Genomic DNA, 25,667 nt, shown 5'->3' with positions numbered 1-25,667 from the left:
AGTTTTTTTATGTGATGGAAAGATAACGTGAATTAATGGCTCGAATGTATTTTATAAGTGGATTTTTTGGCATAATTTAGTGTATGGCAAAAGTAAAAACATCATTTTTCTGTCAAAATTGTGGACATCAAGCACCCAAATGGCTTGGTAAATGTCTCTCATGTGGCGAATGGAATACCTTCGTTGAGGAGGTTGTTCAAAAAGAAGAACCCACCAAAGGCTCTTGGAAAGTTTCGACTTCTACAAAAATAGCCTCAAAACCGAGGTCAATTCAGGATATAAATTTTGAAGAACAACCCCGAATTCTCACCAAAGATGCAGAACTTAATCGTGTTTTGGGGGGTGGAATTGTGTTGGGTTCAATGGTGCTGATTGGCGGAGAACCTGGCATTGGCAAATCAACATTAATGCTTCAAATTGCATTAATGCTTGATAATTTAAAGGTTCTATACGTTTCAGGAGAAGAATCAGAACAACAAATTAAGATGCGAGCGGAACGTTTGGAGAATAAAAGTAAAAACTGCTTTATTTTAACGGAAACGCAAACGCAAAATATTTTTAAGCAAATTGAAGCATTTGAACCCGATATTTTAATTATTGATTCCATCCAAACCTTACAATCTTCTTTCGTAGAATCGGGGGCTGGAAGCGTCTCGCAGGTGAAAGAATGTGCGGCTGAATTGATGAAGTTTGCCAAAGAATCAGGGACACCTGTCTTCATGATTGGGCATATCACCAAAGATGGTTCGTTGGCGGGTCCCAAAGTACTGGAACACATGGTTGATACCGTTTTGCAGTTTGAAGGCGACCGCCACATGGCGTATAGAATACTCCGTACCACCAAAAATCGTTTTGGTAGCACCTCAGAATTAGGCATTTATGAAATGTTAAATTCTGGTTTACGAGAAGTTTCAAATCCATCTGAAATATTGATTTCACAAAGAGATGAAGATTTTTCGGGAATAACGATTGGGGCAATGCTGGAAGGAAACCGTCCGCTTTTAATTGAAACACAATCTTTAGTTTCAATTGCTACCTACGGAACGCCACAACGGAGTTCAACTGGTTTTGATGCCAAACGACTAAATATGTTATTAGCAGTTTTGGAAAAGAGAGGTGGTTTTAGATTGGGCAATCAAGATGTATTTTTGAATATTGCTGGAGGCTTGAAAGTGGAAGACCCCGCCGTTGATTTAGCAGTTTGTGCCTCCATTGTATCATCTTACGAAGATTTGAGCATCCCATCCAAAGTTTGTTTTGCGGCAGAGGTTGGCTTAGGCGGAGAAATTAGAGCGGTCAATCGCATTGAGCAAAGAATTTCGGAAGCTGAAAAATTAGGCTTCAAAGAAATTTGGATTTCAAAATATAATGCAAAAGGCTTAGATACGAGTAATTACAAAATAAAAATCAACATGGCAGGGATGCTGGAAGATGTATTTATGCAAATTCTGCGGAAGTGATAGATTTCGGTGAAGTAGCAATGGAGGGAATTAGAATGACATAACTTATTAGAATTGGAACTTCCCGAAAGTTTTAAACTTTCGGGAAGTTGAACCGAATTACGAAATTTTACCTACAGTAGGTTAGTTATCAGTCTGTAAATTATAAATTATGATTTCTATTTTATTACATCCTCAATAGATTAGTATTTACAAAATCTCTTCCCGAACTTTACCAAAATTTTAACAAAAATAGACAATGGCACAAGTAAAATCGGGCGATAAAATCAACGTCCACTACACAGGAAAATTAACGGACGGAACACTTTTTGATTCTTCAGAAGGACGTGAACCTTTGGAATTTGAAGTGGGCTCTGGAATGGTTATCAAAGGTTTCGATGAGGGCGTTACGGGCATGAGCGTAGGTGAGAAAAAAACCATTCATATTCCTGCTGCTGAGGCTTACGGAGACATGGATCCAAATTATTTAGCCGTTTTCAACAAGGCAGAAATTCCTTCGGATATTCCTTACGAAGTAGGTATGCAACTAAATATGCACCAAGATGGTACTGGACAGGTAATGCCAGTATCGGTCGTGGAAGTAACTGAAACTACTATTACTTTAGATGCCAATCACCCTTTGGCTGGCAAAGATTTGATTTTTGATTTGGAGTTGGTTTCTATTGCATAGTATTAGAAGTAAGGGAAACTAAAAAAGCATCAGTCGATATTTCGACTGATGCTTTTTTATACTTGAACATTAAGAATCTAAATGCTCTTTATTGCTAAAAGTATTAAGCTGGTTTTGCTATCTCAACATTCACTTTTTTCCCTTTGATAGAAGCGCCATCCATACTATTCAATACTGTTGTTGCATATTCTTTTGGAACATCAACGAAAGTATATTTATCAAAAATATTGATTTGTCCTAAAGTATTTCCTGGAATTCCAGATTCTCCGGCAAATGCTCCTACAATGTTGGCAGGTGAGATTTTCTCATCAAAACCAATATTTACAAACATTCTTACCATGTTTTCATCCTGACGATATGGTTTTCCAGCTTTATCCGTTCTTGGTCCTCTGTCTTCGCCTGAACGAGGACGGTCACCTGTACGGGCAGGACGTGAATCTGTACGGTCAAAACTTCTTCCGCCATCTCTTCCACCACGAGAATCACTTCCGTAACTTCTTGCACCGTCACGGCTTCCACCATCACGACTGCCAAAACGGCTACTACCTGAATCTCTACCATCACGAGCAGCAAAACGATCACCACTGCTTCCACGACCACCTTCACGACTTCCGAAACGGTCATTACTTCTGCCATCACGACTTCCGTAACGATCACCACCACGGCTATCACCTTCTAAATTCTCATCAGCAAATTCATTTTTTGCAACACCCATAGTCATTTTCACTAAAGCTGCAACAATTTGTTCGTTCGAGAATCCAGCGTGTGTTAATGAACCATAAACATCTCCGAAAAGCTCTAAATCGTTTTCTTCGATAGCGTTCTGAACTCTTTCAATAAACATTCCTTTTTTCACACCAACCACATCAGAGAACGATGGAATTACACCTTTGTCAATTTTAACTTTGGTATAATTCATGATGTCTCTCAAACGGTTACGTTCAGCACCCACAACGAATGTATAAGCTTTACCAGACTTGCCAGCACGACCTGTACGACCGATACGGTGTACGTAATATTCTTCGTCTAATGGAATATCATAATTGAAAACGGCATCAATATCATTCACGTCAATTCCACGAGCGGCAACGTCCGTAGCAACCAAAATAGTTGTTGCACCAGAACGGAATTTCGCCATTACGTTTGTACGTTGCGTTTGACGTAAATCTCCGTGTAAACCTTCAGCTGCGTATCCTCTCAAAATCAATTCTTCTACTACTTCATCCACTCTTTTCTTCTGGTTACAGAAAATTAAAGCCAATTTTACGTTGTAGAAATCCATCAAACGAGTCATTACTTCCATTTTCGCCTTGCCTTTCACATCGAAATACAATTGTTCGATGTTGGCATTAGTGATTTCGTTTTTAACAACTTTCACCAATTTAGGGTCATTTTGGTAACGAGCCGTAAGCGCCATAATTGGCTTAGACATGGTTGCCGAGAAGAAAACTGTTTGACGGTCTTCGTTTGTTTCTTGCAAAATACTTTCGATGTCATCACGGAAGCCCATATCAAGCATTTCGTCAGCTTCATCAAGTACTGCCATTTGTACTTTTTCTAATTTCAAAGCACGTCTTTCAATCAAGTCAATCACACGTCCAGGCGTACCTACCACGATGTTTGCCCCTGCTTTCAACGACTTAATTTGACGGTCGATTGAATCACCACCATAAACCGTAGTAACCCAAACGCCTTTTTTATATTTGGCTAATTTTTTGATTTCTTCGGTAACTTGAACTGCTAATTCACGAGTTGGGCAAAGCACCAAACCTTGAACATACTTATCGAAAGCGATAACTTTCTCAATCATCGGGATACCGAAAGCGGCTGTTTTACCAGTACCCGTTTGGGCTTGTCCGATTACATCACGACCTTCCAATAAATAAGGAATAGCTTCTGATTGGATTGGAGAGGCAGTTTCAAAGCCCATATCCAATACTGCTTTTTTAATATCTTCCGACACGGGAAGTTCGTCAAATCTTAATCTTGCGATTTCACTCATAATTTTTCTGCGTCACATCTAACGACATGAAGAATAAGTAGGGCATCGGCATGATGCTCCATTCGTTTCCTGCGACTAATTTTTTAATTGATTTGTAATAAATTTTGCTTTAATGATGCCCGAACATCCGTTAAAGCTCTGGGAGACCGACTTGAGGAGTTATGAGTTGTGAGTTATGAATTACAAGTTGAAAATTTCAACATTTAACTTTTAACTATTAACTAAACTTCTCTTAGAAGAAGTGCTTCGTGCCAACGAAGCGAACACAGAGACGTGCGGATGTTGTTTTTGTACTAATTTTGCACAAAGGTACGCCAATCTTTTGGATTCGCAAATCTATTTAGATTATTTTTAGAAAAGAAAAAGATTTTAAGCTCTGTCATTGCGAGTAAAAGGAAGCAGCCTGTTAGAGATTTTGAGGCAAAAAATATTAAACTATTTATTTTCACTTCCCCAAATAATAATCCCAAACCACCAAAGTAATCTCCGCAATCATCTTATCATTCGTCATTTCATCTTCCAAAGAGTTTGAAACAAAAATGGCAATGGCAAATTGTTTGCCGTTGGGTAAGGTAATGATGCCGATGTCGTTTGTGCCTCCCGTTAAGCCTTCTTTATTTTTTCCAGAAAAGCCTGTTTTGTGGGCTATAATAGTATTTTTTGGTAATAATCCTCTGATTTTATTGGGTCCTGTGGTGGTTTCTACCATGATTTTGTAAAGAAAATCTTGACTATTTTTTGAGAGAATATGCTGTTTATGAAATTTTTGCAGTAGTTGAACGGCGGCAAAAGGTGTACTGTAATTCTTGTATTGAAGACTCCAATCGTTCTGAATTCTTACCTCTGGGTCTAATATTGCCACGTCTTTTACGCCTATTTTATGGATAAATTTATTGGCGATTTCTGTTCCGCCAATGAGTTTAAATAGAAGGTCACAACCACTATTATCGCTTTGTGATACGGTATATTTAATTATTTCACTCAATGGCAGATTTACATCTCCTTCGGGATATTTTTCCCGCATCGGGCTATATAAATTTGGTATCAAGTCGGCTTTACGAACAAAAATATTCTGATTTAGCGTAAATTTTCCTTGATCAACTTGGTTCAAAACTGCCAAAGCCAAATGAAATTTAAAAACACTTTGCATCGGGAAATGTCCACTTCCATTGAAGGTTAAGGTATCGCCATTCTCAAAATCTAAAACACCCACGCCAACGGTGGCACATTTTGATTTTACAATTTGTTCGATTTTCTCCTTGATGATATTTATTTGCGAAAACCCTGAGTAATGAATGATTAAAAAAGTAAGGATTAGAAGGGTATTTTTTTTCATTTGACTTAAATAAATGTGCGGTAAAAAAGGATGGTAAAAACAAAAATAAGGATTTTGATGAGGTCTTACAAACTTTTAAAGACTTCTTTCGAGTATATATTCAGCTTGCTTTTTTTGAATATGAGTTACCTATGAAAACCTTAATAAAGGTGAAATAGTGAAATCGCTGTCGTTATCTTTGAGCATAAAACTGGCCAAAACATATTAATCATGAAAACACTAAAATTATATTTTGTAATCCTAATCGTTATCTTGCTATCATCTGACCATTTATTTGCACAAAAATTCAAAGTGATTGCTTTTTATACTGCCAAAAATGACCAGGCTCACATCAGTTTTGTCCATGAAGCCAATCAGTGGTTTTCAAAAATGGCGAAACAGCATAATTTTGTCTATGATTCTACCGCCAATTGGAATAATCTCAATAAAGACTTTCTGGCTCAATATCAAGTGATGCTTTTTTTGGATACTCGGCCCGAGGAAATTGCACAAAGAAAAGCCTTTGAAGAATATATGAACCATGGAGGTGCTTGGATGGGATTTCATTTTGCAGGATTTGCTATGGCTCAATCAAAATATCCCCAAAATTGGGACTGGTATCACAATCAATTTTTGGGTTCTGGGGAATATAAAAGCAATACATGGCGACCAACTTCAGCCATTTTACGAGTGGAAAATCCCAAACATCCTGCGACAAAAAAACTACCTAAAACATTCAAATCATCCCCCAACGAATGGTATTGCTGGCAAAATGATTTACGAGAAAATACAAACATTGATATTTTATTATCCATTGATTCCACCAGTTTCCCTTTGGGAACAGGACCAAAACCGCACGAAATTTGGCACAATGGGTATTATCCTGTGGTTTGGACAAACAAAAAATACAAAATGTTATACATCAATATGGGACATAACGACATTGATTATGAAGGCAAGACTAATAAAGAATTGTCTTTTCAGTTTGAAAATGAACTGCAAAATAAATTTATACTCAACAGTTTGGGTTGGTTGGGGAACAGCAAAAAATAGTTGATAATATTTAGAAATAATTCATGAACAAATCGTAATAAAACCAGAAGAGGATAAGCATTTGAAAAAAATAATGAAACTTTAACGAATAATTGTTCATTAATATACGTTAAGTATCTAAACTCATTTGTATTATTCCATGAAAAAGCTATTTGCTATATCCTTATTCTGTTTAACCTTATCCTTTTCTGGTTTTGGCCAAGTATATTCCGATTCTCTAATTATTAATATTCAAGGCTCGCTGGGCAAATTACAAAATGAAAATGAAAATCTCAAAAGTCGTCTCGAAATTCAAGGTCGTTCATTAACGGATATATCTAAAAATCAATCACTTACAGACAAAACTAAGTGGGAAAAAATCAAATCCAACTTGATTAAAAGTGCAGAAGTTTATAAGATATTGAGCGATGATATTATTGATTTAAAATCGCAAGTTTTGAATCAAGATTATCAAGGATATATTAAAAAATTGAGTTCCGTTGAAAAAGGCCCCTTAGGATTTTCCTTTGAAGATGTCATCTTAAAAACGGCACAAAGTAAAGCTATTTTTAGCAAGAAAGAGAAAAATGAACGCTTTATGAACGTATTAAAAAGCTTGAAAGACAGTCCAATTGTGGGCTTAATTCCTTATGCTTCTCAGGCCGTAAATCTTTCCACAGCGGCAGTAAACGTTGCGTATGCTTCGGGTATGCAAGACAAAAAGGTCAACTTTGATAAAATAAAAGAGTTTGAGAAGGAATTACAACGCTATACAGGCTTTTACAATATGTTGGATAAAGCAAATTTGATGAACACCAACTCAAGCGGACAAACCGTTACGATGTTGGAGGCCTTGCAATTGGATGTTTTAGAAAAATTCAAAAAGGACGCTCAAAAAGTAGGTTATAATCCACGAGATATTAGAAATGATGAAGCTTTGGATGATTATTTTAATTATATGATTGGCGAATTTTCAACCGATTATATGAAGAAACGAATTACCGAAATTGAAAGTAAATACACCGAAAAAAATGGCCAAACCAATTTAGGCGAAATGTTGCAATCTGAGTTGGATATTCGTCACGTAAATAATAATTTGGATTACGTTCAAAGCCTTTGTAACCGTTTTATTGCGGTTCATGACCAATATTTTGACTTTGAAAACCGATATTTCGACCAAGTGAAACAAGCCATTAATGTGGCAAAAGCTAACAACATTATTGAAGGTGTTGGCGAAAAACCCGCCCAAATGGTTTATGATGATTTGATGAAAGATTTAGGCGCAAAAAAGAAGAAAAAAGATGCAGCCATCAAATCAAGCATTAATATTAAAGAATTGAAAGATAAGATTGATTCGGTTGATATTTACAAAATCTTGTAAGTCAGGTGATGGTTTAGGGATTACGTTTTAACTATTTTTGAAGGAATTGCAAAAAACTAATCCCTAATCCTTAACCCCTAATCGCTATTCATTATCTTTGCAGATGGAAAAACTGCCTTCTATTTATACCCCTCAATTTTGGTTGCTCTGTGTGAGTAACTTTCTTTTCTCTGCCAGTTTTCAAATGATGATTCCTGAATTGCCCGACTATTTGAAAAGTATGGGTGGTAAAGAATACATCGGTTATATTATTGCACTTTTTACCCTTACCGCAGGTTTTGCAAGACCCTTTTCTGGAAAATTAACGGACACTGTTGGTCGAGTTCCCATCATGGCGTTTGGTTCAATTGTATGTTTTATTTGCGGAGGAATTTATCCTTTTGTTCACACCGTTTTTGGATTTTTATTATTGAGATTTCTACACGGATTTTCTACAGGAACAAAACCCACCGCCACTGCTGCGTACGTAGCCGATATAATTCCAGAAGACCGAAGAGGAGAAGCTCAGGGAATGTTAGGAATTTTTACGGCAACTGGGATGTCAATCGGACCTACAATTGGTAGTTATTTAGTAATTTGGACTTCTCTCAATTTCATGTTTTATACTTCGTCGGCCTTTGCGCTGGGCTCAATTCTGATATTGCTAAATATGAAAGAAACCCTATCCAAAGAGCAGAAACAGCCTTTTTCTCTTAAATTATTAAAAATAAAATGGGTTGATACTTTTGAACCACGAGTACTCCCTGCTTTTTTAGTAATGCTTTTAGTATCATTTTCATCAGGGGTTTTGCTTACGCTCGTGCCTGACCAAACCAAATTATTGGGCATATCCAACAAGGGAGCTTTCTTCACAATTTATACGATTGCATCATTAACGGTAAGATTATTTTTTGCCAAAAGCTCGGACAAATACGGGCGAATTCCGATTTTGATGTTGTCTTCTGCAATATTAATTGTTTCGATGATTTTGTGCATTTCAACGGATTCTACTTGGATTTTTGTGTTGGGAGCGATTTTATTTGGCTTTTCTTGGGGGTTCAATACGCCAACTTTAATGGCTTGGACTGTAGATTTATCGCACGAAAATTATCGTGGACGAGCCGTTGCAACCACCTATATTGCCCTCGAAGCGGGCATTGGCATTGGCGCTTTATTTGCGGGACATCTATACCAAGGAAAAGTAGAGAATATGGCTATTCCTTACGAATTATCCGCTTTTTTGGCCTTTGTTGCGTTGGTTTATCTATGGAAAAAAGGTCGAGATATTAGATTCGGTCACGAAGTCTCCAAGCGTTAAGCACAGGGAAATCCCGTGACTTAAATTCCTTTAAAATCAGGCAATTTTTTTCCTAAAAAGGCCGAAACACCTTCCATAAAATCATGGGTTTGGCCCGCAATATCTTGATTGACGGCTTCCAATTCCAACATCTGTTCCAAGGTTGAATGATAGGATTGATTCAATACTTTTTTGATTAAACCAATGGCTTGCGTGGCTGATTTAGCGTACATTCTGGCTGTTTGATTTACGGCAAAATCTAATTCATTTGGCGGAAAAACTTTATTAACTAATCCTAATTCCAAACATTCCTTTGCTTCCACAATTCTACCAGTTGAAGCTAATTCAAAGGCTTTTTGAGAACCCAATAATCTGGGTAAAAAATACGAGGAACCTGCATCAATAATTAATCCAATACTCACAAAAATCTGCGACATTCGGGCGGTTTCTGATGCAATAATCACATCACAAGCCAAAGCCAACGAACAACCCGCTCCTGCTGCAATTCCATTCAACCGACAAATTACTGGCTTCGGTAAATCTCTAATTGACAATATCATAGGATTGTATCCGCTTCGTAATGAATCGCCCAAACTGGTTGAACCATTTATGCCTCCTTTTAAATCTGCGCCCGAACAAAAGGCTTTATCACCCATTCCGGTGAGGACAACTACACGCACCGATGAGTCCGCTCCTGCTTGTAAAAATGCTTGGGTAATTTCCTGAATTAAAGCGGGATTAAGCGCATTGTAAACGTCGGGCCGATTGAGAGTTATCGTACAAATACCTTCCTTTATTTCGTAAATAAGATGATTCAACATGATTATTTTTATTGATAATTTAAAAAAAAGTGCCACTAAAAAGCACTACTGAAAGACTAACGATTAATCCCAAAAATGCTCCCGCCATTATTTGGGCGGGTGTGTGGGCATTCAAATGTAATCGGGCAGAAAACAAGAAGCCTGCAATTAAAATCACCGCTATGATTGGAAAAAAAAGCTGGTAGCTATTGAATTTTATAGCAATACCAATCAAAGCTCCCAAAGCACCACTAATACCCACCGCATGGGCCGAAATTTTCCAATATAAACTTATCACGGCTACCGAAGCAATCGAAAAAGCAATTCCTGTCATAATGATGGAGACTTCTGGCAATTGCTTTAATTTCATCGTAAAGAAAGTAGCTACAAAAGTATAAATAGCCATCGTTACGATGTAGGGAAGTCGTCGGTCTTCCAAGGTTTCCATTTTCAAATCTCCGATAAAACCGAAACGATGAAGACAATAAATGGCAAAAACGGGCAGAATAAATGTTTGGAGGAAAATCAACAACAATAATCCCATTTTCAAGCTCATTAAGCCTACACGAGCGGAATCATTGAACAATTCGAGGTTCTGAATCGACTCGGGAGCAATGTAAAAAAGAATCCCAAAAATAATTGTTGGCATCATCAAAGGATGTAAAAATGCGGAAAGTATATGAGCAAAACGAGTAGTCAATTTTGGTTATTGGGGATAAGGTTATTAGTTAATGGGAACTGTGAAATCGTATTTCAATTATCATGTCACAATTTACTCAAAAAAAACTAATCCCATAAGATTTTAAAACCTTATGGGATTAATTATGATATTATATTTCTCAAAAAGCAACTAATCCCTAAACTCAAAGTTGCTTCCGCAAACGAGCCACAGGAATATTCAATTGCTCACGGTATTTAGCAACCGTTCTACGAGCGATGTTATAGCCTTTTTCGTTGAGATATTTTTCTAACTTATCATCCGACAATGGATTTTTCTTGGGTTCATTATCAATTAATTCTTTTAAAATATTTTTTACCTCACGACTTGAAACATCCTCACCCGAATCGGTGGCAATTCCTTCTGAGAAAAAGTATTTTAAAGAATATAAACCAAATTCTGTTTGAACCGATTTACTACTGGCAACCCTCGAAACCGTAGAAATGTCCATTTCAATTTGGGTGGCAATATCCTTCAAAATCATCGGTTTTAATTTCGTTTCATCTCCTGTTAAGAAGAATTCTTTTTGATAATCCAAAATGGAATTCATCGTTCTCAACAAGGTATTTTGACGTTGTTTAATGGCATCTATAAACCATTTTGCCGAATCTAATTTTTGTTTGATAAACGTCACCGTTTCTTTAATGATACGATTATTTTTGTCAGATTTATCGTAAGTATCCAACATTTCGTGAAAAGAATGGCTTACACGCAATTCTGGAGCATTTTTTGAATTTAAAGAGAGTTCTAATTTTCCGTTGTTATTAAACAGTAGATAATCAGGCATCAAGTACTGAATTACCACACCATCTTCTTCGGCTGAACCAGGTTTTGGGTTTAATTTAGTAATAACATGAACGGCTTGCTTCATTCCTTCATCATCCACACCCAAGCGTTTTTGAATTTTTTCGTAATGTTTTTTGGCAAATTCATCAAAATTATCCGCAATAATTTTGATGGCATTCTGTACCCCAGCATCATCCGTATCTTTTCTATCCAATTGTATCAACAAACATTCTTGTAAATCACGAGCTGCAATTCCAACGGGATCAAAAGTTTGAATTTGTTTCAAGACAACCTCCACGTCCTCCACGGTGGTATAAACGCCTTGCGTAAATGCCAAATCATTTACCACCGCTTGCAACGGACGGCGCATATATCCATCAGTTTCAATCGAGCCAATCAATTGTTTGCCAATAATTTCATGTTGTTCTTGTAAACGGAGAAAGCCTAATTGAGCGTTAAGGTGGTCTGTCAAACTCGAAATCATCGCAATTGGCATCTCTTTGTCCTCCTCTTCCCCATTGCCGTCACCTTGCATTTTATAACCGTTATGGTCGTCGTGTAAATAAGACTCAATATCTATATCACGGTCGTTGTAGTCTCCGAATTCATCATCCGCAAAATCATCAAAATCATCGTCATACTCATCACGTTCTTTCACGTCATTTTCCATTTCTGCGCCTTCTTCAAGGGCAGGATTGATTTCGAGTTCTTCTTCGATTCGGGCGGAAAGTTCAAACGTGGGTATCTGCAACAACTTGATAAATTGAATTTGTTGTGGAGATAATCTTTGTTGTTGTGATTGATTCAGGGAAAGTTTTTGCATAACAACTAGCGGTAAGGTAAAATTGAAAATTATAGGCGGGTATTATATTTGTGCAAAGCACATCTGAATACTGTTCTGACAAATATCTTGCCAAATGTATCAATAAATAATCTATAAAGTCAATATTTATTATTTATTAAGTAAAAATAAGTGTTAAATCACTGAACAACAAATATTTGATTTTTTATTTATTTTTAAAAAATAGAAATATTTTAAAAATAAATATCGATTATAGCAAATTTCAATCTACAAAACTTGATTTTTTTGCACAATTTGATAGCACTATTTGAGCGAAAATGGCTCACTAATTAAGCCAAAATCAAGAGAAAAAAGTACCGAATTAACAAATGTTTATTGATAAATTTATACAACTATTGGCGATTTGTAATTACCTAAATTCGGTAATTGAAGGAAATCTTGGTAATTTTGAAAAAAGCAATGGTTTTAGTATTTTAAATAATCCAACAAGAAGGGTGCCGCCCCAAAGGGATGCCGCCCAGTCATAATTCAATAATTGTATATCAATGCAAATCAAACAAATTTTAGCGGAGGCTGCCGTTGGTAGCGAAATAACAGTAAAAGGTTGGGTCAGAACCAAACGTGTTCAGCCCAATGTAATATTTATAAACATCAATGATGGGTCAATAATTCATAATATCCAAGCGGTGGCAGAACCAGGTATAATTGATGAAGAAACGCTAAAATTGATTACAACGGGCTCGTGTATCGCCGTTTCTGGCGTGTTGAACGAATCAAAGGGTTCTGGACAGCGGGTTGAATTGCAAGTTAATAGCGTTCAAGTTTATGGAACTGCTGACCCTGAGAAATATCCTTTGCAACCCAAAAAACACAGTTTAGAATTTCTTCGTGAAATTGCCCATCTTCGCCCTCGGACGAATACTTTTTCGGCAATTCTCAGAATTCGTCATGCTTTGGCATTTGCGATCCATAAATATTTTAATGATAATGGTTTCTTTTACCTACATACGCCAATTATCACTGGTTCGGATGCCGAAGGTGCGGGAGAAATGTTCAGAGTATCGACCCTCGACCCAAAGAATCCGCCTCTAAACGATGATGGAAGCATTAATTATAAAGAAGATTTCTTCGGAAAAGAAACTAATTTGACCGTTTCAGGACAATTGGAAGGTGAATTGGGCGCAATGGCTTTGTCAAAAATCTACACTTTTGGACCAACTTTCCGTGCGGAAAATTCAAATACGGCTCGCCATTTAGCGGAGTTTTGGATGATTGAGCCAGAAGTTGCTTTTTATGAATTGGAAGACAATATGGCTTTGGCAGAAGATTTTACGAAATATGTAATTCGCTATGCCATCGAAAATTGTGCGGATGATTTAGCTTTCTTGGAAAACCGTTTGAAAGAAGAAGAAAAAACCAAAAAAGCCGAGGAACGTTCGGAATTAGATTTGATTCAGAAATTGAACTTTGTCGTGGATAACGAGTACGTTAAGTTGACTTATACCGAAGCCATCAAAATTTTGTTATCGTCTAAACGTCATAAAGAAGGCAAATTCCAATATCCAGTTGAATGGGGCATTGATTTACAGTCGGAACACGAGCGTTATTTAGTAGAAAAACACTTCAAAAAACCCGTTATTCTCACTAATTATCCAAAAGATATCAAGGCATTTTACATGAAATTGGATGAAGACGGAACCACTGTGAGAGCCATGGACGTACTTTTCCCGGGCATTGGTGAAATTATTGGCGGTTCGCAAAGAGAAGATAATTACGAAAAATTATTAGCCCGTTCAAAAGCCGTAGGAATTCACGAAGACACCATTTGGTGGTATTTGGAAACCCGTCAGTTTGGCACAGCTCCGCATTCAGGTTTCGGTATTGGGTTCGAGCGTTTGGTAATGTTTGTAACGGGTATGACCAATATTCGTGACGTAATTCCGTTCCCAAGAACACCAAAATCGGCTGATTTTTAATTTCAACTAACTAACAGAGTTTTAGACCACGGATTATACTGATTTTGCCGATTTGCCCAGATTTTATTAAATTTAATCTGTGTAAATCAGTAAAATTCATCTAATCCGTGGTCTAATCATTTAATTTCTCATGAAAAAAACATTTCTTCTTATCATATTTTTAGGTTTTTTTGAAACAACTTTTGCGCAATCAGAAGATGAAAAAGCCGTTAAAGCAGTTGTTGTTCAATTGTTTGAAGGTATGCAAAAACACGACTCTACGATGATTAGAGCCTGTTTCCATCCGTCCGCCCGTATGCAATCCATCGGAATGAATCGTAAATCTAACGTTGTAGAATTGACTACTGAAAACACGATTGATGGTTTTGTAAAATCAATTGGTAGTTTGACTGTTACCACTAAAATTGAGGAACGAGTTTTGAGTTACGAGATTAGAGTGGATGCACAAATGGCTACGGCTTGGACACCTTATGAACTTTATGTAAACGAAAAGAAGATTCATTGTGGCGTTGATGCTTTCCAATTTTTCAAAACGGACAAAGGTTGGAAAATCATTTCTCTTGCCGATACTCGTAGAAAATGTGATTAGTTTTGCTCATAAAACTCGTGGAATGACTTGCACTAATTCACGCCATGAGTTTTTTATTCTTTTTACCCGCTGCTCCTTCTTTCCATTTCTACAACCTCTACCTCATAAATTCTTTTACCATCAATTTTTAGACGAACCGCCGTTTGAATATTATGAAATCCGTGCGTTCCCGCCGCCCCAGGATTGATATAAAGCATTTTATCCCGATACAAATCACGTTTTACTTGTAAAATATGTGAATGTCCACACACAAAAATATCAGGTTTTTGAATCCCAAAACATTCCAAAGCATCGGGTTTATATTTGAAGGGTGTTCCCGCAATGTGCGTCATACCCACAATAAGGCCTTCGCATTGAAAATGATTAATTTTTGGATAAATTTGTCGAACGGTCATATCGTCAATATTTCCGTAAACGCCTTCAATGGGTTTTATCGCTTCCAACGTATCGGACAACGACACATTTCCCCAATCGCCGCCGTGCCAAATTTGGTCACACCAATCAACGTGTTCCATCAAGCGTTCGTCGAGGAAACTATGGGTATCAGAAATGATTAATATTTTTTGCATCTGTAGCTCGAAGTGACCGTTGCTCGATAACATTTCGAGGATTATGAATTAAACGTATAAATATCTATACGAAAACAAATTTACCCTCAAATCGTTTAATTATCAAACTTCGAAATCCCCATAAATTTTACCGATATGCTTGTAAAATCTTTTGAAATTGCCCTTTATGATAAATTACGCTTGTTTTTTGAGCAGAATGATTTTGTGTTGATGGCTGATAAAAAACAATTCCGTAAAGTTACCCCGAGAGGATTTCAGAATGTCATTTTCACCGCAACTTCTTATGACGAAGAAATTTGGTTAGAAGTAAATTTTGGTTGTCGGAGCAATCAAATTGAACAAATTGCCCAACAGTTTTTAGGCAATACTCGTGACTTTTGGAATGAGTCAAACACCATTGTTGTTTCAATTGGCAAATATAATGATGCGAAATATTTCAGATACAAAATCATGACTGAACCGGATATTGAAGATGTTTGTGATATTGTAAAAGACTTTTTGTTGACCCAAGGTTTCCCTTTTTTACTTTCCTCCGATAACCTTTTGGCTTTGAATGACATTTTTAATAAACATCCCCAAAAGCCTTGTAAATACGTTTATAATCAAGTTCATCGGAGTTTTAAAGGCATCATCAATGCCAAATTGATTCACCATGAAAATTTCTTAGATTTAACCGATAAACATCGAGAAAATCTCATTCGTATCGGTGCAACTGATGAAGATCTTTTAACGTTTGAACGATTACTGAGTTTTCTTTTATACCACTCACCTAATTAATTTACCTTTTTTATCAACCAGAATATTCATAAATTGCGGTTGAAAATGCTACTCAGAAATATCATATTTTTTCTTTATCTATTGTGCGGTTGTTTGTTCGACACAACCGCACAATTTCGCTTTGAACGCCTCGGCAACCAGCAAGGTTTGTCCCAATCTACTGTTCTCAAAATATTTCAAGATAAAAAAGGTTTTATTTGGTTCGCTACTCGTGATGGATTGAATAAATATGATGGCTACAATTTTACTGTTTATCGTCATATTTTCGATAACCCAAATTCATTGAGTAGCAGCAATATTTCGTGTATTGCGGAAGATTTGGATGAAAATTTGTGGATTGGTACTTCAGACGGAGGAATCAATAAAATGGATGTAGAAACGGGTAAATTTATTCATTTCAAGCTCACTGACGACAAAAAAGATATTTCAAAACTTAATATTGCGGCCATAAAAGTCACAAAAGATAATCAAATTTTAGTAGCAACTTATTGGGCTGGACTTATTTATATTGACGCAAAATCAAATCGTTTTACGTGGAAATCAATTGAAACAAATCCCATTCCGACCACTAACATTTCTAAGATTTATCAAGATAGACGGGAGAATGTATGGTTGGGTAGTTCTTTAGGAGTTTTTACACAAATTTCAAAAAGTGGAAAGGCTCATTCTTTTAAAATTGAAAATGGTTTAACACTAAAAAAGAACAATATATCCTGTTTTCTCGAAGATGCTCAGGGTAATATTTTATTAGGAACCCGTGGAAATGGCTTATATAAATTTGATATTATTACCCAAAAAATCTCCCAGATTCTTTACAATCCTTCCCAAATTGATCGAGACAATCTTATCACTTCGTTGGCCTATGACCAAGAAAATACCCTTTGGATTGGTACCGACAGCGGAGTTATCTTATTAAAAAATAACGATTACAATCATCCAATTCATTTACAAACCAATCCAGATTCTGAAACGGGTTTGAGTTCGCATGCCATTCAGTCATTGATGGTTGATAGAGACGATAATGTCTGGATTGGCACTTGGGAAGCAGGTTTAAATGTGCATTTCAAAAACAGGAATAAATTTGCACTCTATCGGCACAAAACCAATACTGAACAGAGTTTATTGCGGGATAAAGTCACCGCCATTGTTTGCGAAGATGAGCATAAAGTTTGGGTAGGAAGCAATAGTGGACTAACACTTTTAGATAGAAAAACGAATGTCTATAAGCATTTTGTGGTCAATCCTTCCACTTCGACGATACTCAATAATAATGACATCAATTTTTTACACATTGATAATGATGGCGATTTAATCGTTTCAACTTGGGGAGCTGGCTTACGAATTTTGAAAAAAGGAAGTAGCCATTTTTTAAATTATCAATACAATAGTGGTCAATATATCCCCTATTTTACCTGCATTCAATCGTCAAAAACTCCTCACAAATTGTGGGTTGGAACGCAAGAATTAGGGCTTTTGTCTTTCGATAAAACAACTGGAAAATTCACGCCAATTACCGAATTAAATAAAAAAGGAATTCTGGCAGAAGTTCACATCAATTCCATTTTGGAAGATAGTAAAGGGCTTCTTTGGATAGGTTCATACAACAATGGAACCTTCAAATACAATCCTAAAACGCACGAAATTAATCATTTTAAACAATCTGATAAACCTGGAAGTATCAAAGGGAATCACGTTTTTCAGATTTATGAGGATACACAAAAAAGGATTTGGATTGCCACTAACGGCGGAGGATTATGTATGTATCAACCTCAAACTGATACTTTCAAAACTTGGACAACACTCGATGGACTGCCAAATAATACGATTAAAGGCATTTTGGAAGACAAACACCAGAATTTATGGTTGGCAACTAATGAAGGGCTTTCTGAATTTATTATCAGAAGCAACTCTTTCAAAAATTACACCCAAGCCGATGGCTTACAAGGTTCCGAGTTTTTGATAAATGCCTACGCACAAAGCAAAAATGGCGAAATGTTTTTTGGGGGAACAGGTGGCATGAACGTTTTTCATCCCGATAGTTTGGAAGAAAATAACAAAGTGCCTTCGGTTTACATCACAGGCTTGCGACTTTTCAACAAACCCGTAAGTGTTGGGCAAAATGATTCGCCTTTGCAAAAAGATATTTTAGCTACGAAAGAATTAATATTTGAGGCCGATCAAAATGTTTTTTCAATAGAATTTACGGCACTTGACTTTGAATCTCTCAAAAATAATCACTACGCTTATCTTTTGGAAGGTTTTGATAATGAATGGCAATATGTGGGTACGCAAAGAATTGCAAGTTATACCAATTTGAATGCAGGAGAGTATATTTTTAGGGTAAAAGCCAGTAATAATGATGGTGTTTGGAACCCAAAAGAGGCAACTATAAAAATCATTATTTTGCCCCCGTGGTATAAAACTTGGTGGGCTTTTTGGATTTATGGGGGCTTAATTATGGGCAGTATTTACATTTTCAGAAAAGTCATTCAAGTGCGTGAACGGTTTAGATTAGATATTAAAATTCAAGAAAAAGAGAATGCCCAAATCCAAGAATTAGACCGCCTTAAAACCAACTTTTTTACCAATATCTCGCATGAATTCAGAACACCTTTAACGCTGATTATCAGCCCATTAGAAAAGTATTTATCCGAAAATAATGACTTGCCTACTCCGCAAAAAAAGCGTGCCGAATCCATTTATAGAAATGCCAAACAATTGCAAAAACTGATTAATCAATTATTAGATTTATCAAAGTTGGAAGCGGGTAGATTTTTTCCAGAAATTACCCAAAGCGATATCATTGAATTTACCGAAAAAGTAACCAATTCATTTCAAGATTTGGCAGAAGAAAAGCATATTTCTCTGCAATTTATTTCTCCAGAAAAGCATTTAATGGCTTATTTCGATGGCGATATTCTTGAAAAAATTCTCACTAATTTGCTTTCTAATGCCTTCAAATTTTCAAAAAAAGGCGGCACAATTAATGCATCTATTTCCTTAAAACTTTCTGATAATCAACAAGTTATTGTAAAGGTTTCGGATAATGGCATTGGGATTGCTCCTGAAAATTTACCTAATATTTTCAATCGTTTTTATCAAGTTCATGATAAAAATCAATCACAGATTGTGGGTACGGGTGTAGGCTTGTCTTTGTGCAAAGAATTGGCTGAATTGCACCGTGGAGAAATTTTGGTGAGTAGTAAATTGGGCGAAGGAACTACTTTTTCAGTTTATTTACCAATTACTAAAAAAGCTTTTGATAAACAATGGATTAGAGAAGGCGAAAACATTCCTGACAATCAAAATCATCGAACAAAAAATACTATTCAAATTACCGACAACCAAACCATTGAAATCATCAATAAAGATAAACCGCTTATTCTAATAGCCGAAGACAATGAAGATTTAAGGGCTTATATTAAGGAAATTTTCATCCAAGATTTTCAAATTTTGGAAGCTGAAAATGGTTTAATTGCTCAAAAAATTGCCCAAGAAAACCTGCCCGACTTAATTATTTCGGACTGGATGATGCCTTTAAAAACAGGCGTTGAGTTGTGTCAAAATATTAAAATGAATACCAATACCAGTCATATTCCAGTAATAATTCTTACTTCAAAAAGCAGTAATGAAAGCAAATTGATGGGTTTGGAAACGGGTGCAGACGATTACATAACAAAGCCCTTTAACGCCAATTTATTAGCCGTAAGGGTGAAAAATATTTTAGAAAACAGAAAAAAACTTCGAGAATTATTCAGTAATTCCCCTAAAATTAAAGCCCGAGAAATTACCCTAAATTCATCAGACGAGCATTTTATTGAGCGAGCAATTAAAATTGTTGAAGAAAATATGGGTAATATCAATCTGGATATTACGTTCTTGGAAGAAGAATTAAAAATGAGTAATATGCAGATGTACCGTAAATTGAAAAGTTTAACCAACCTTTCAGGGAATGAATTCATTAAAAATATCCGTTTGAAAAAAGCGGTACAATTGCTCGAAAGCGAAAATTATAATATCGCTGAAATAGCCTATAAAGTAGGATTTAATGACCCTTCGTATTTTAGTAGAATTTTCAAAAAACAATATGGAAAAGTGCCTTCTGAATACGTTGAGAAGGGTTTTGAAGTATAAATCAATTAATACCAACTGAAAAATAAATTACAAAAATTTTGAAAAAATCAATCTTAACAATCATTTTAAGTTTTAGAATTCTGTTACCTATTGTCGGTCAAAATCATGACCACGATTCAACTTTTCATAAAGCTTCGTTGGCTCATTATATTATTCCCGCCTTATTGATTGGCGGGGGAATTGCCATTAATAATCAAGATTTCAAGAACAAACAAATCAATTGGCATAACCAAAATTATAAAGATTTTAGCAATAAAGCCGATGATTTTTTGCAACTTGCCCCACACGCTGCCGTATTTGGTTTAGACTGGATTGGGGTGAAGAGTAAGCATGATTTCAAGGATAAAGTTGGCTTGATGCTCACGGGAGGAATCATTATGTTAGGAACGGTAAATGCCTTAAAATACACCACTGACCAAATTCGTCCTGATGGTTCTTCGGCTAATTCTTTCCCTTCTGGTCATACAGCAAATGCTTTTTTTGGCGCAACAATTTTAGCGAAAGAATATTCTGATAAAAGCATCTTAATTACCATCGGAGGTTATTCTGTAGCAACCGCAACGGGAGCGTTAAGGATACTCAATAACCGCCATTGGGCTTCTGATGTGTTAGTTGGAGCTGGAATAGGCATTGTTTCGGGCGAAGTTGCTTACATTGTTTATCCGTGGTTGAAAGAAAAATTGGGTGGAAAAGGGAAAAATAAAAGTGTCGTTTTCATACCGACCTACAATGGAAACATAATGGGTGCAAACTTGGTGATTGGATTTTAACAGTTGTGAGTTATCAAAAATGCCGATTCGGAAGCATTAGTTCCTAATCGGCATTTTTTTGTTTACTGATAACTGTTATCTGATAACGCTTACCTACTCCTCAATCTTTCCCTTCCGAGCCTGTAAAAGGCCATTTTTAATCAATTCATTATTTTTCCAAATTTTCTTTTCAGATTTTAATTTAGCCTTATCTTCATCGCTAAATGTCTGGAAATCGGATAAATCTGGGCAACCTGCATCCACCCAAGCGGTAAACCAAAAATCTGCCACCGTTTTGGAAGCATCCAACATTCTTTCGTTCACCGTATTTCCCAATTTCAAAGCATAAGCTTTCGCAAATTCACCCGTATAATTCTTGCGCATTTGCCCGAATCTTTCAGAACGTTTAAATTTCTTTTCATCCGTAAAACCTTCCGAAGCGGCAATTTCATCCGCAAGCACTTTGTCTAACATCACCTTAGATTCGCTAATTTTCACCCAAATAACGGCTAAAGGATTTTTTAAATATTTGGCTTTATGATGTTGATAAAGGTTATAATTATCCATATTCATTTCAGGAACTGTACTCTCCCAAAGTGAATGCAAACCTCGCTGATTAGTTAGTTGACCGTCGTAATTAATCGTAGTGTGCAATGGAACATGGGCATCTGAAATGTAATGACCTAAATCTGCCGAATAATATAAAATACTGTCTTTCAATTTATTACGAAAAGCATTCGTCAATTTTTCTTGTAATTTAATAACTTCCCACGGCACAGTTCCGTACTTTTTGAGGGTATCCGCCGAATATTTTTTCACCGCTTCGTCCCAAGTTTTAGGCATTGAATCTAAGGAGTTTTCTCCAAAAATAGGGGCATCAATGTCGATAAAGTGTTTGGTTGCTTCGGATGGATCGTCCTTACGTCTTACATCGGGTCTGACTGAATTATAGACTAAATAATCTGCATTTTTGAAGAAAAAAGTTTGAAGTTTTTTCGGAAGTGAATAAATGGCAAGTTGATGAATTGTTTTGTGTGCCAAGAAGCCCCATGAACAACAACTTAAAATCACCACTAAGGTCGTAATTTTTAATAAAAGCGGATATTTCATAAAAGAAAATGATGTGATTTTAATGGGTAAAGGAATTTGTTTTTATGGTAAATTATTGAATATTAAAGTGTTAATTGAAAATAATGCACTTCTGATAAGGGATTATAAACGTAAGCATCAGTTTCAACAAATCCTTTGGAGCGATACAGTTTAATTGCCTGTTTTAAAGAAGAAATAGTATCTAATTTCATGGTTTTATAACCCACTTTTTGAGCAAAATTGATTAATTCTTCTACTAATTGGTTTCCCAATCTCTTTCCCCTCGCTGCGGGTCTGACATAAAGTCGTTTCATTTCACAAACGCCTTCACCGATTGGTTTTAGGGCAATACATCCCATTACCTGATTGTCTTCTTTTGCTAAAATGATGCAACCCAAAGGCGGCAAATAAACTTGATGAAGTGTTTGTAATTCATTTTCAAAATCTTGAAAACACAAATCAACTTGTAAAAAAGCGGCGTATTCAATAAATATTTCCCTAACCTCCTCCAATTCTTCCAATGAGTATTTTACGTAGTGTAATTGCATAATCTAAATAATATTTTTGAATTATCTAAGAAGAGAAAAATCTATCGAAAACATAGAATTACTTTTGGAAATGAAATTACAAAAAATAATCCAAACCATCATCCAAGAGGATAATCTCCACGCAAGGTTTTTAAATACTTTGTCTCTCATGGAAAATACGGGAGCCAGAAAAATCTCGGCATCCGAACACAAAACAAAGGTATCTTATTTAATGTTAAAACACGCTTGTGAAGAAGCAAGACACGCTTTTTACCTTAAAAAACAGATTTCAAAAGTAGCTAAAATCGAAGATTTTCCAAGCTATGAAAACGATTATCTTTTAGCCCCTTTCGCCAGTTATACTTATTTGCACAGTTTAGACATCCAAGTTTGTAGATATTTGAAAAATACTTTAAAATTACAGCGTGATGCTTTAAAATATGCCGCCTATTTGTTGGTTACCTACTCCATCGAAGTAAGAGCGGACGAGCTTTATCCTATTTATCAAAATGAGCTTGATGAAGCAAAATCAAAGGTAAACGTAAAGTCTATCATTGTGGAAGAAGAAGGCCATTTGGCAGAAATGATTGACCAATTGAAAGCGTTTTCACCCGATTGGGAAATTCACGCTGGAAAAGCCGTTGACATAGAAAAGCAACTTTTTGAAGATTGGACTTTATCGCTGGCGGGTGAAATCAAGTAGGCAAAATGGCATTCTAAGTTGCTACCCATAAGATAGTTAAATATGAATTTCATAACTATTTACTCCATAAAAGGTGGCGTTTTGAGAATGGTAAAATTAAGCGAAAAGAAACCATTTGTATTTTTTATCTCTTGCATCTTTTCACCCATTTTACCTTTTTCAACTATTTCCCCTTGAAATATACTAATTTTGCCAATTAAAAACCTGTCAATCTGACAGAAAAAAAGATATGGCAAAACTTTTGAACATTATAGAGAATTATAAAAATAAAGCGAAAAGTGCATTTAAAATGAAAAATAAAGACGAATTGCCAATAGAAGGCGAGGAAACAACTCAAAATACTGACATTGTTTCAGAAGAAACTTTGGAAACACCAATCGAAGAAATACCTGAATTGTCGGAGGCTGAAAAATTACAAGCGGAATTATACGAATTAAAGGATAAATATTTAAGACTTTATTCAGATTTTGACAATTTTCGTAAACGTACTGCCAAAGAAAAATTAGAAATGATTCATTCGGCATCTGAACGTGTAATTGTAGATATTATACCCGTGATTGATGATATCGAAAGAGCCACTGCAAACGCTCAAGAAGGTGAAATTTCAGAAGGCATTTCTTTGATTTTTAGCAAATTATATAACACTTTGTCTTCAAAAGGCTTAAAACCAATGGATGCCAAAGGAACAGTTTTCAATGCTGATTTACACGAAGCAATTACCCAATTTCCAGCGCCAAAAGAATCAGATAAGGGTAAAGTTTTTGATGTTGTTGAAAAAGGATATTATTTAAATGATAAAGTAATTCGATTTGCGAAAGTAGTAGTAGCAAGTTAGTTATTGGGGATTCGTTAATTTAGGAATTGGGTAATTTTAGCAATGAACTAAATCATATTTTAATAACCATTTTTCCAATTACCCAATCCCTAATCACCTAATCCCTAATCAAATATTATGGCAAAAAGAGATTTTTACGAAGTTTTAGAGGTTTCAAAATCTGCTTCGGAAGACGAAATAAAGAAAGCCTATCGCAAGATGGCTATTAAATATCACCCCGATAAAAATCCAGGTGACAAAGCCGCTGAGGATAAATTTAAAGAAGCTGCTGAGGCTTATGAAGTTTTATCGGATGCCAAGAAAAAAGGTCAATACGACCGCTACGGACACGCTGGTATGGGCGGTGCTGCTGGTGGCGGTGGTGGCTACGGTGGGCAAGGCATGAATATGGAGGATATTTTCAGTCAATTTGGAAATATCTTTGGTGGCGATGAAAGCCCTTTCGGAAATATGTTCGGCGGTGGCGGCGGTCAGCAACAACGTAGAATGCGAAAAGGCACTGACCTTAGAATCAAATTGAAACTCAATTTGGAGGAAGTTGCCAATGGCGTTGAGAAAAAAATCAAAGTCAAACGCCATGTTACGTGTAAAGCCTGTACGGGAAATGGCGCAAAAAATGGCACTGAACTGACCACTTGCCAAACTTGTGGTGGTGCAGGTCAAGTTCGTCGGGTTCAACAAACGATGTTGGGACAGATGGTTACTACATCTCCGTGTCCAACCTGTAATGGTGAAGGAAAGCAAGTAAAAACTCGTTGCGAAGTTTGTTTTGGTGAAGGTCGTACTTTAGAAGAAGAAATTATTCCAATCAAAATCCCAGCAGGAGTTGCCGACAGTATGCAATTATCAATGTCGGGTAAAGGCAACGTTCCTCCACGTGGAGGCGTAGCGGGAGATTTATTGATAATTATCGAAGAAGAACCCGATGAAGAGCTTCATAGAGATGGTACAAACGTAATATTTGATCTTTATTTAAATTTTGCCGATGCTGCTTTAGGAACATCCGTAGAAGTGCCAACCATTGGTGGAAAAGCCCGAATTACGATTGAACCTGGTACACAAGCGGGTAAAATTCTTCGCCTGAAAGGTAAAGGAATTAAGGAATTAAATGGCTACGGCGTTGGTGACGAATTGATTCACGTGAATTTATGGACTCCAAAAACACTATCAAAAGAAGAAACGGAAATGCTGGAAAAGATGCGTAATTCACCCAATTTTGAGCCAAAACCTAATAAAAATGACAAAAATTTCTTTGAGAAAATGAAGGATTTTTTTAATTAGGTGACCAAATAGAAAAGATGGGAAACATAGAAAAATAGTTTCTTATTCACAAATGCCCTTAATCTAACAATTAAGGGCATTTTTTTATTTTAGAATTGAAACTAAACCCTTCATTTTGCGTTATGTATTCGGGAAATAATTTCTCGGTATTCAACAAAACAATTTACCTCATAAAAACATTTCTGAAATTTAATAG

Annotated in this window: 21 protein-coding genes; 13 read left to right on the top strand and 8 right to left on the bottom strand. The window is 36.2% G+C overall.

Translation table 11 applies throughout. From position 1 onward, the window contains the following. Positions 1 to 83: 83 nt before the first annotated feature. Complete coding sequence (radA, locus tag AC1W31_RS04855) at positions 84 to 1,460, top strand: DNA repair protein RadA (RefSeq protein WP_481733282.1); 1,377 nt, start codon at positions 84 to 86, stop codon at positions 1,458 to 1,460. A 238-nt stretch (positions 1,461 to 1,698) separates the two neighbouring features. Next, complete coding sequence (locus tag AC1W31_RS04850) at positions 1,699 to 2,130, top strand: FKBP-type peptidyl-prolyl cis-trans isomerase (protein ID WP_481733281.1); 432 nt, start codon at positions 1,699 to 1,701, stop codon at positions 2,128 to 2,130. 103 nt (positions 2,131 to 2,233) lie between these two features. Here AC1W31_RS04850 and AC1W31_RS04845 read toward each other — a convergent pair whose 3' ends face one another. Both AC1W31_RS04845 and bla read right to left on the bottom strand, forming a co-directional pair. Further along, a complete protein-coding gene (locus AC1W31_RS04845) occupies positions 2,234 to 4,132 on the bottom strand; it encodes a DEAD/DEAH box helicase (RefSeq protein WP_481733280.1) in 1,899 nt (632 codons plus the stop codon). Between the two features lie 445 nt (positions 4,133 to 4,577). Beyond that, positions 4,578 to 5,468: a class A beta-lactamase, subclass A2 gene (gene bla / locus AC1W31_RS04840; RefSeq protein ID WP_481733279.1), complete on the bottom strand. Its 891-nt coding sequence runs from the start codon at positions 5,466 to 5,468 to the stop codon at positions 4,578 to 4,580. Positions 5,469 to 5,678: 210 nt separating this feature from the next. On the opposite strand from bla, the gene AC1W31_RS04835 reads away from it, so the two are divergent. The 3 genes from AC1W31_RS04835 to AC1W31_RS04825 all read left to right on the top strand — a co-directional run bounded on the left by AC1W31_RS04835 (position 5,679) and on the right by AC1W31_RS04825 (position 9,157). After that, on the top strand, positions 5,679 to 6,500 hold the full coding sequence (locus AC1W31_RS04835) for a ThuA domain-containing protein (protein WP_481733278.1): 822 nt from the start codon (positions 5,679 to 5,681) through the stop codon (positions 6,498 to 6,500). Between the two features lie 139 nt (positions 6,501 to 6,639). Beyond that, positions 6,640 to 7,860 carry a hypothetical protein gene (locus AC1W31_RS04830; RefSeq protein ID WP_481733277.1) on the top strand — a complete coding sequence of 407 codons (1,221 nt, stop codon included), beginning with the start codon at positions 6,640 to 6,642 and terminating at the stop codon, positions 7,858 to 7,860. A gap of 103 nt (positions 7,861 to 7,963) precedes the next feature. Further along, positions 7,964 to 9,157 carry an MFS transporter gene (locus AC1W31_RS04825; RefSeq protein WP_481733276.1) on the top strand — a complete coding sequence of 398 codons (1,194 nt, stop codon included), beginning with the start codon at positions 7,964 to 7,966 and terminating at the stop codon, positions 9,155 to 9,157. Positions 9,158 to 9,177: 20 nt separating this feature from the next. On the opposite strand, the gene AC1W31_RS04820 is transcribed toward AC1W31_RS04825, so the two are convergent. From AC1W31_RS04820 to rpoN, 3 genes are all read right to left on the bottom strand, one after another. Further along, positions 9,178 to 9,957, bottom strand: a complete 780-nt coding sequence (locus tag AC1W31_RS04820; protein ID WP_481733275.1) for an enoyl-CoA hydratase/isomerase family protein — start codon at positions 9,955 to 9,957, stop codon at positions 9,178 to 9,180. Between the two features lie 19 nt (positions 9,958 to 9,976). Beyond that, positions 9,977 to 10,636 (bottom strand): hypothetical protein, encoded by a 660-nt coding sequence (locus AC1W31_RS04815; protein WP_481733274.1) that lies wholly within the window; start codon positions 10,634 to 10,636, stop codon positions 9,977 to 9,979. Between the two features lie 163 nt (positions 10,637 to 10,799). Next, entirely contained in the window at positions 10,800 to 12,263 is a 1,464-nt protein-coding gene (rpoN, locus tag AC1W31_RS04810) for an RNA polymerase factor sigma-54 (protein ID WP_481733273.1), read from the bottom strand. 524 nt (positions 12,264 to 12,787) lie between these two features. Here rpoN and asnS point away from each other — a divergent pair. After that, a complete protein-coding gene (asnS, locus tag AC1W31_RS04805; protein WP_481733272.1) occupies positions 12,788 to 14,218 on the top strand; it encodes an asparagine--tRNA ligase in 1,431 nt (476 codons plus the stop codon). Positions 14,219 to 14,348: 130 nt separating this feature from the next. Then, entirely contained in the window at positions 14,349 to 14,807 is a 459-nt protein-coding gene (locus tag AC1W31_RS04800; protein ID WP_481733271.1) for a nuclear transport factor 2 family protein, read from the top strand. Between the two features lie 62 nt (positions 14,808 to 14,869). Here AC1W31_RS04800 and AC1W31_RS04795 read toward each other — a convergent pair whose 3' ends face one another. After that, positions 14,870 to 15,376, bottom strand: a complete 507-nt coding sequence (locus tag AC1W31_RS04795) for a metallophosphoesterase family protein (RefSeq protein ID WP_481733270.1) — start codon at positions 15,374 to 15,376, stop codon at positions 14,870 to 14,872. 135 nt (positions 15,377 to 15,511) lie between these two features. Here AC1W31_RS04795 and AC1W31_RS04790 point away from each other — a divergent pair, with 135 nt between their 5' ends. From AC1W31_RS04790 to AC1W31_RS04780, 3 genes are read left to right on the top strand one after another with little or no spacing between them, the layout of a single operon-like run. Continuing rightward, complete coding sequence (locus AC1W31_RS04790; protein ID WP_481733269.1) at positions 15,512 to 16,153, top strand: hypothetical protein; 642 nt, start codon at positions 15,512 to 15,514, stop codon at positions 16,151 to 16,153. Positions 16,154 to 16,198: 45 nt separating this feature from the next. Then, positions 16,199 to 20,287 carry a hybrid sensor histidine kinase/response regulator transcription factor gene (locus AC1W31_RS04785; protein ID WP_481733268.1) on the top strand — a complete coding sequence of 1,363 codons (4,089 nt, stop codon included), beginning with the start codon at positions 16,199 to 16,201 and terminating at the stop codon, positions 20,285 to 20,287. A 38-nt stretch (positions 20,288 to 20,325) separates the two neighbouring features. After that, positions 20,326 to 21,057, top strand: a complete 732-nt coding sequence (locus AC1W31_RS04780; RefSeq protein ID WP_481733267.1) for a phosphatase PAP2 family protein — start codon at positions 20,326 to 20,328, stop codon at positions 21,055 to 21,057. 93 nt (positions 21,058 to 21,150) lie between these two features. Here AC1W31_RS04780 and AC1W31_RS04775 read toward each other — a convergent pair whose 3' ends face one another. Both AC1W31_RS04775 and AC1W31_RS04770 read right to left on the bottom strand, forming a co-directional pair. Beyond that, positions 21,151 to 22,146 carry a zinc dependent phospholipase C family protein gene (locus AC1W31_RS04775; RefSeq protein ID WP_481733266.1) on the bottom strand — a complete coding sequence of 332 codons (996 nt, stop codon included), beginning with the start codon at positions 22,144 to 22,146 and terminating at the stop codon, positions 21,151 to 21,153. A 62-nt stretch (positions 22,147 to 22,208) separates the two neighbouring features. Beyond that, on the bottom strand, positions 22,209 to 22,673 hold the full coding sequence (locus AC1W31_RS04770) for a GNAT family N-acetyltransferase (protein ID WP_481733265.1): 465 nt from the start codon (positions 22,671 to 22,673) through the stop codon (positions 22,209 to 22,211). Positions 22,674 to 22,743: 70 nt separating this feature from the next. On the opposite strand from AC1W31_RS04770, the gene AC1W31_RS04765 reads away from it, so the two are divergent. The 3 genes from AC1W31_RS04765 to dnaJ all read left to right on the top strand — a co-directional run bounded on the left by AC1W31_RS04765 (position 22,744) and on the right by dnaJ (position 25,471). Then, entirely contained in the window at positions 22,744 to 23,355 is a 612-nt protein-coding gene (locus AC1W31_RS04765; protein ID WP_481733264.1) for a hypothetical protein, read from the top strand. A 289-nt stretch (positions 23,356 to 23,644) separates the two neighbouring features. Beyond that, positions 23,645 to 24,190, top strand: coding sequence for a nucleotide exchange factor GrpE (locus AC1W31_RS04760; protein WP_481733263.1), 546 nt, complete (start codon positions 23,645 to 23,647; stop codon positions 24,188 to 24,190). A 114-nt stretch (positions 24,191 to 24,304) separates the two neighbouring features. Then, the gene (dnaJ, locus tag AC1W31_RS04755; protein ID WP_481733348.1) at positions 24,305 to 25,471 is read left to right on the top strand and encodes a molecular chaperone DnaJ; all 1,167 of its coding nucleotides are present in this window, start codon (positions 24,305 to 24,307) and stop codon (positions 25,469 to 25,471) included. Positions 25,472 to 25,667: the final 196 nt, after the last annotated feature.

This window comes from Arcicella sp. (assembly GCF_964672035.1).
The sequence above is the reverse complement of the archived record's forward strand: the minus strand, read 5'-3'. Positions and strand labels throughout refer to the sequence as shown.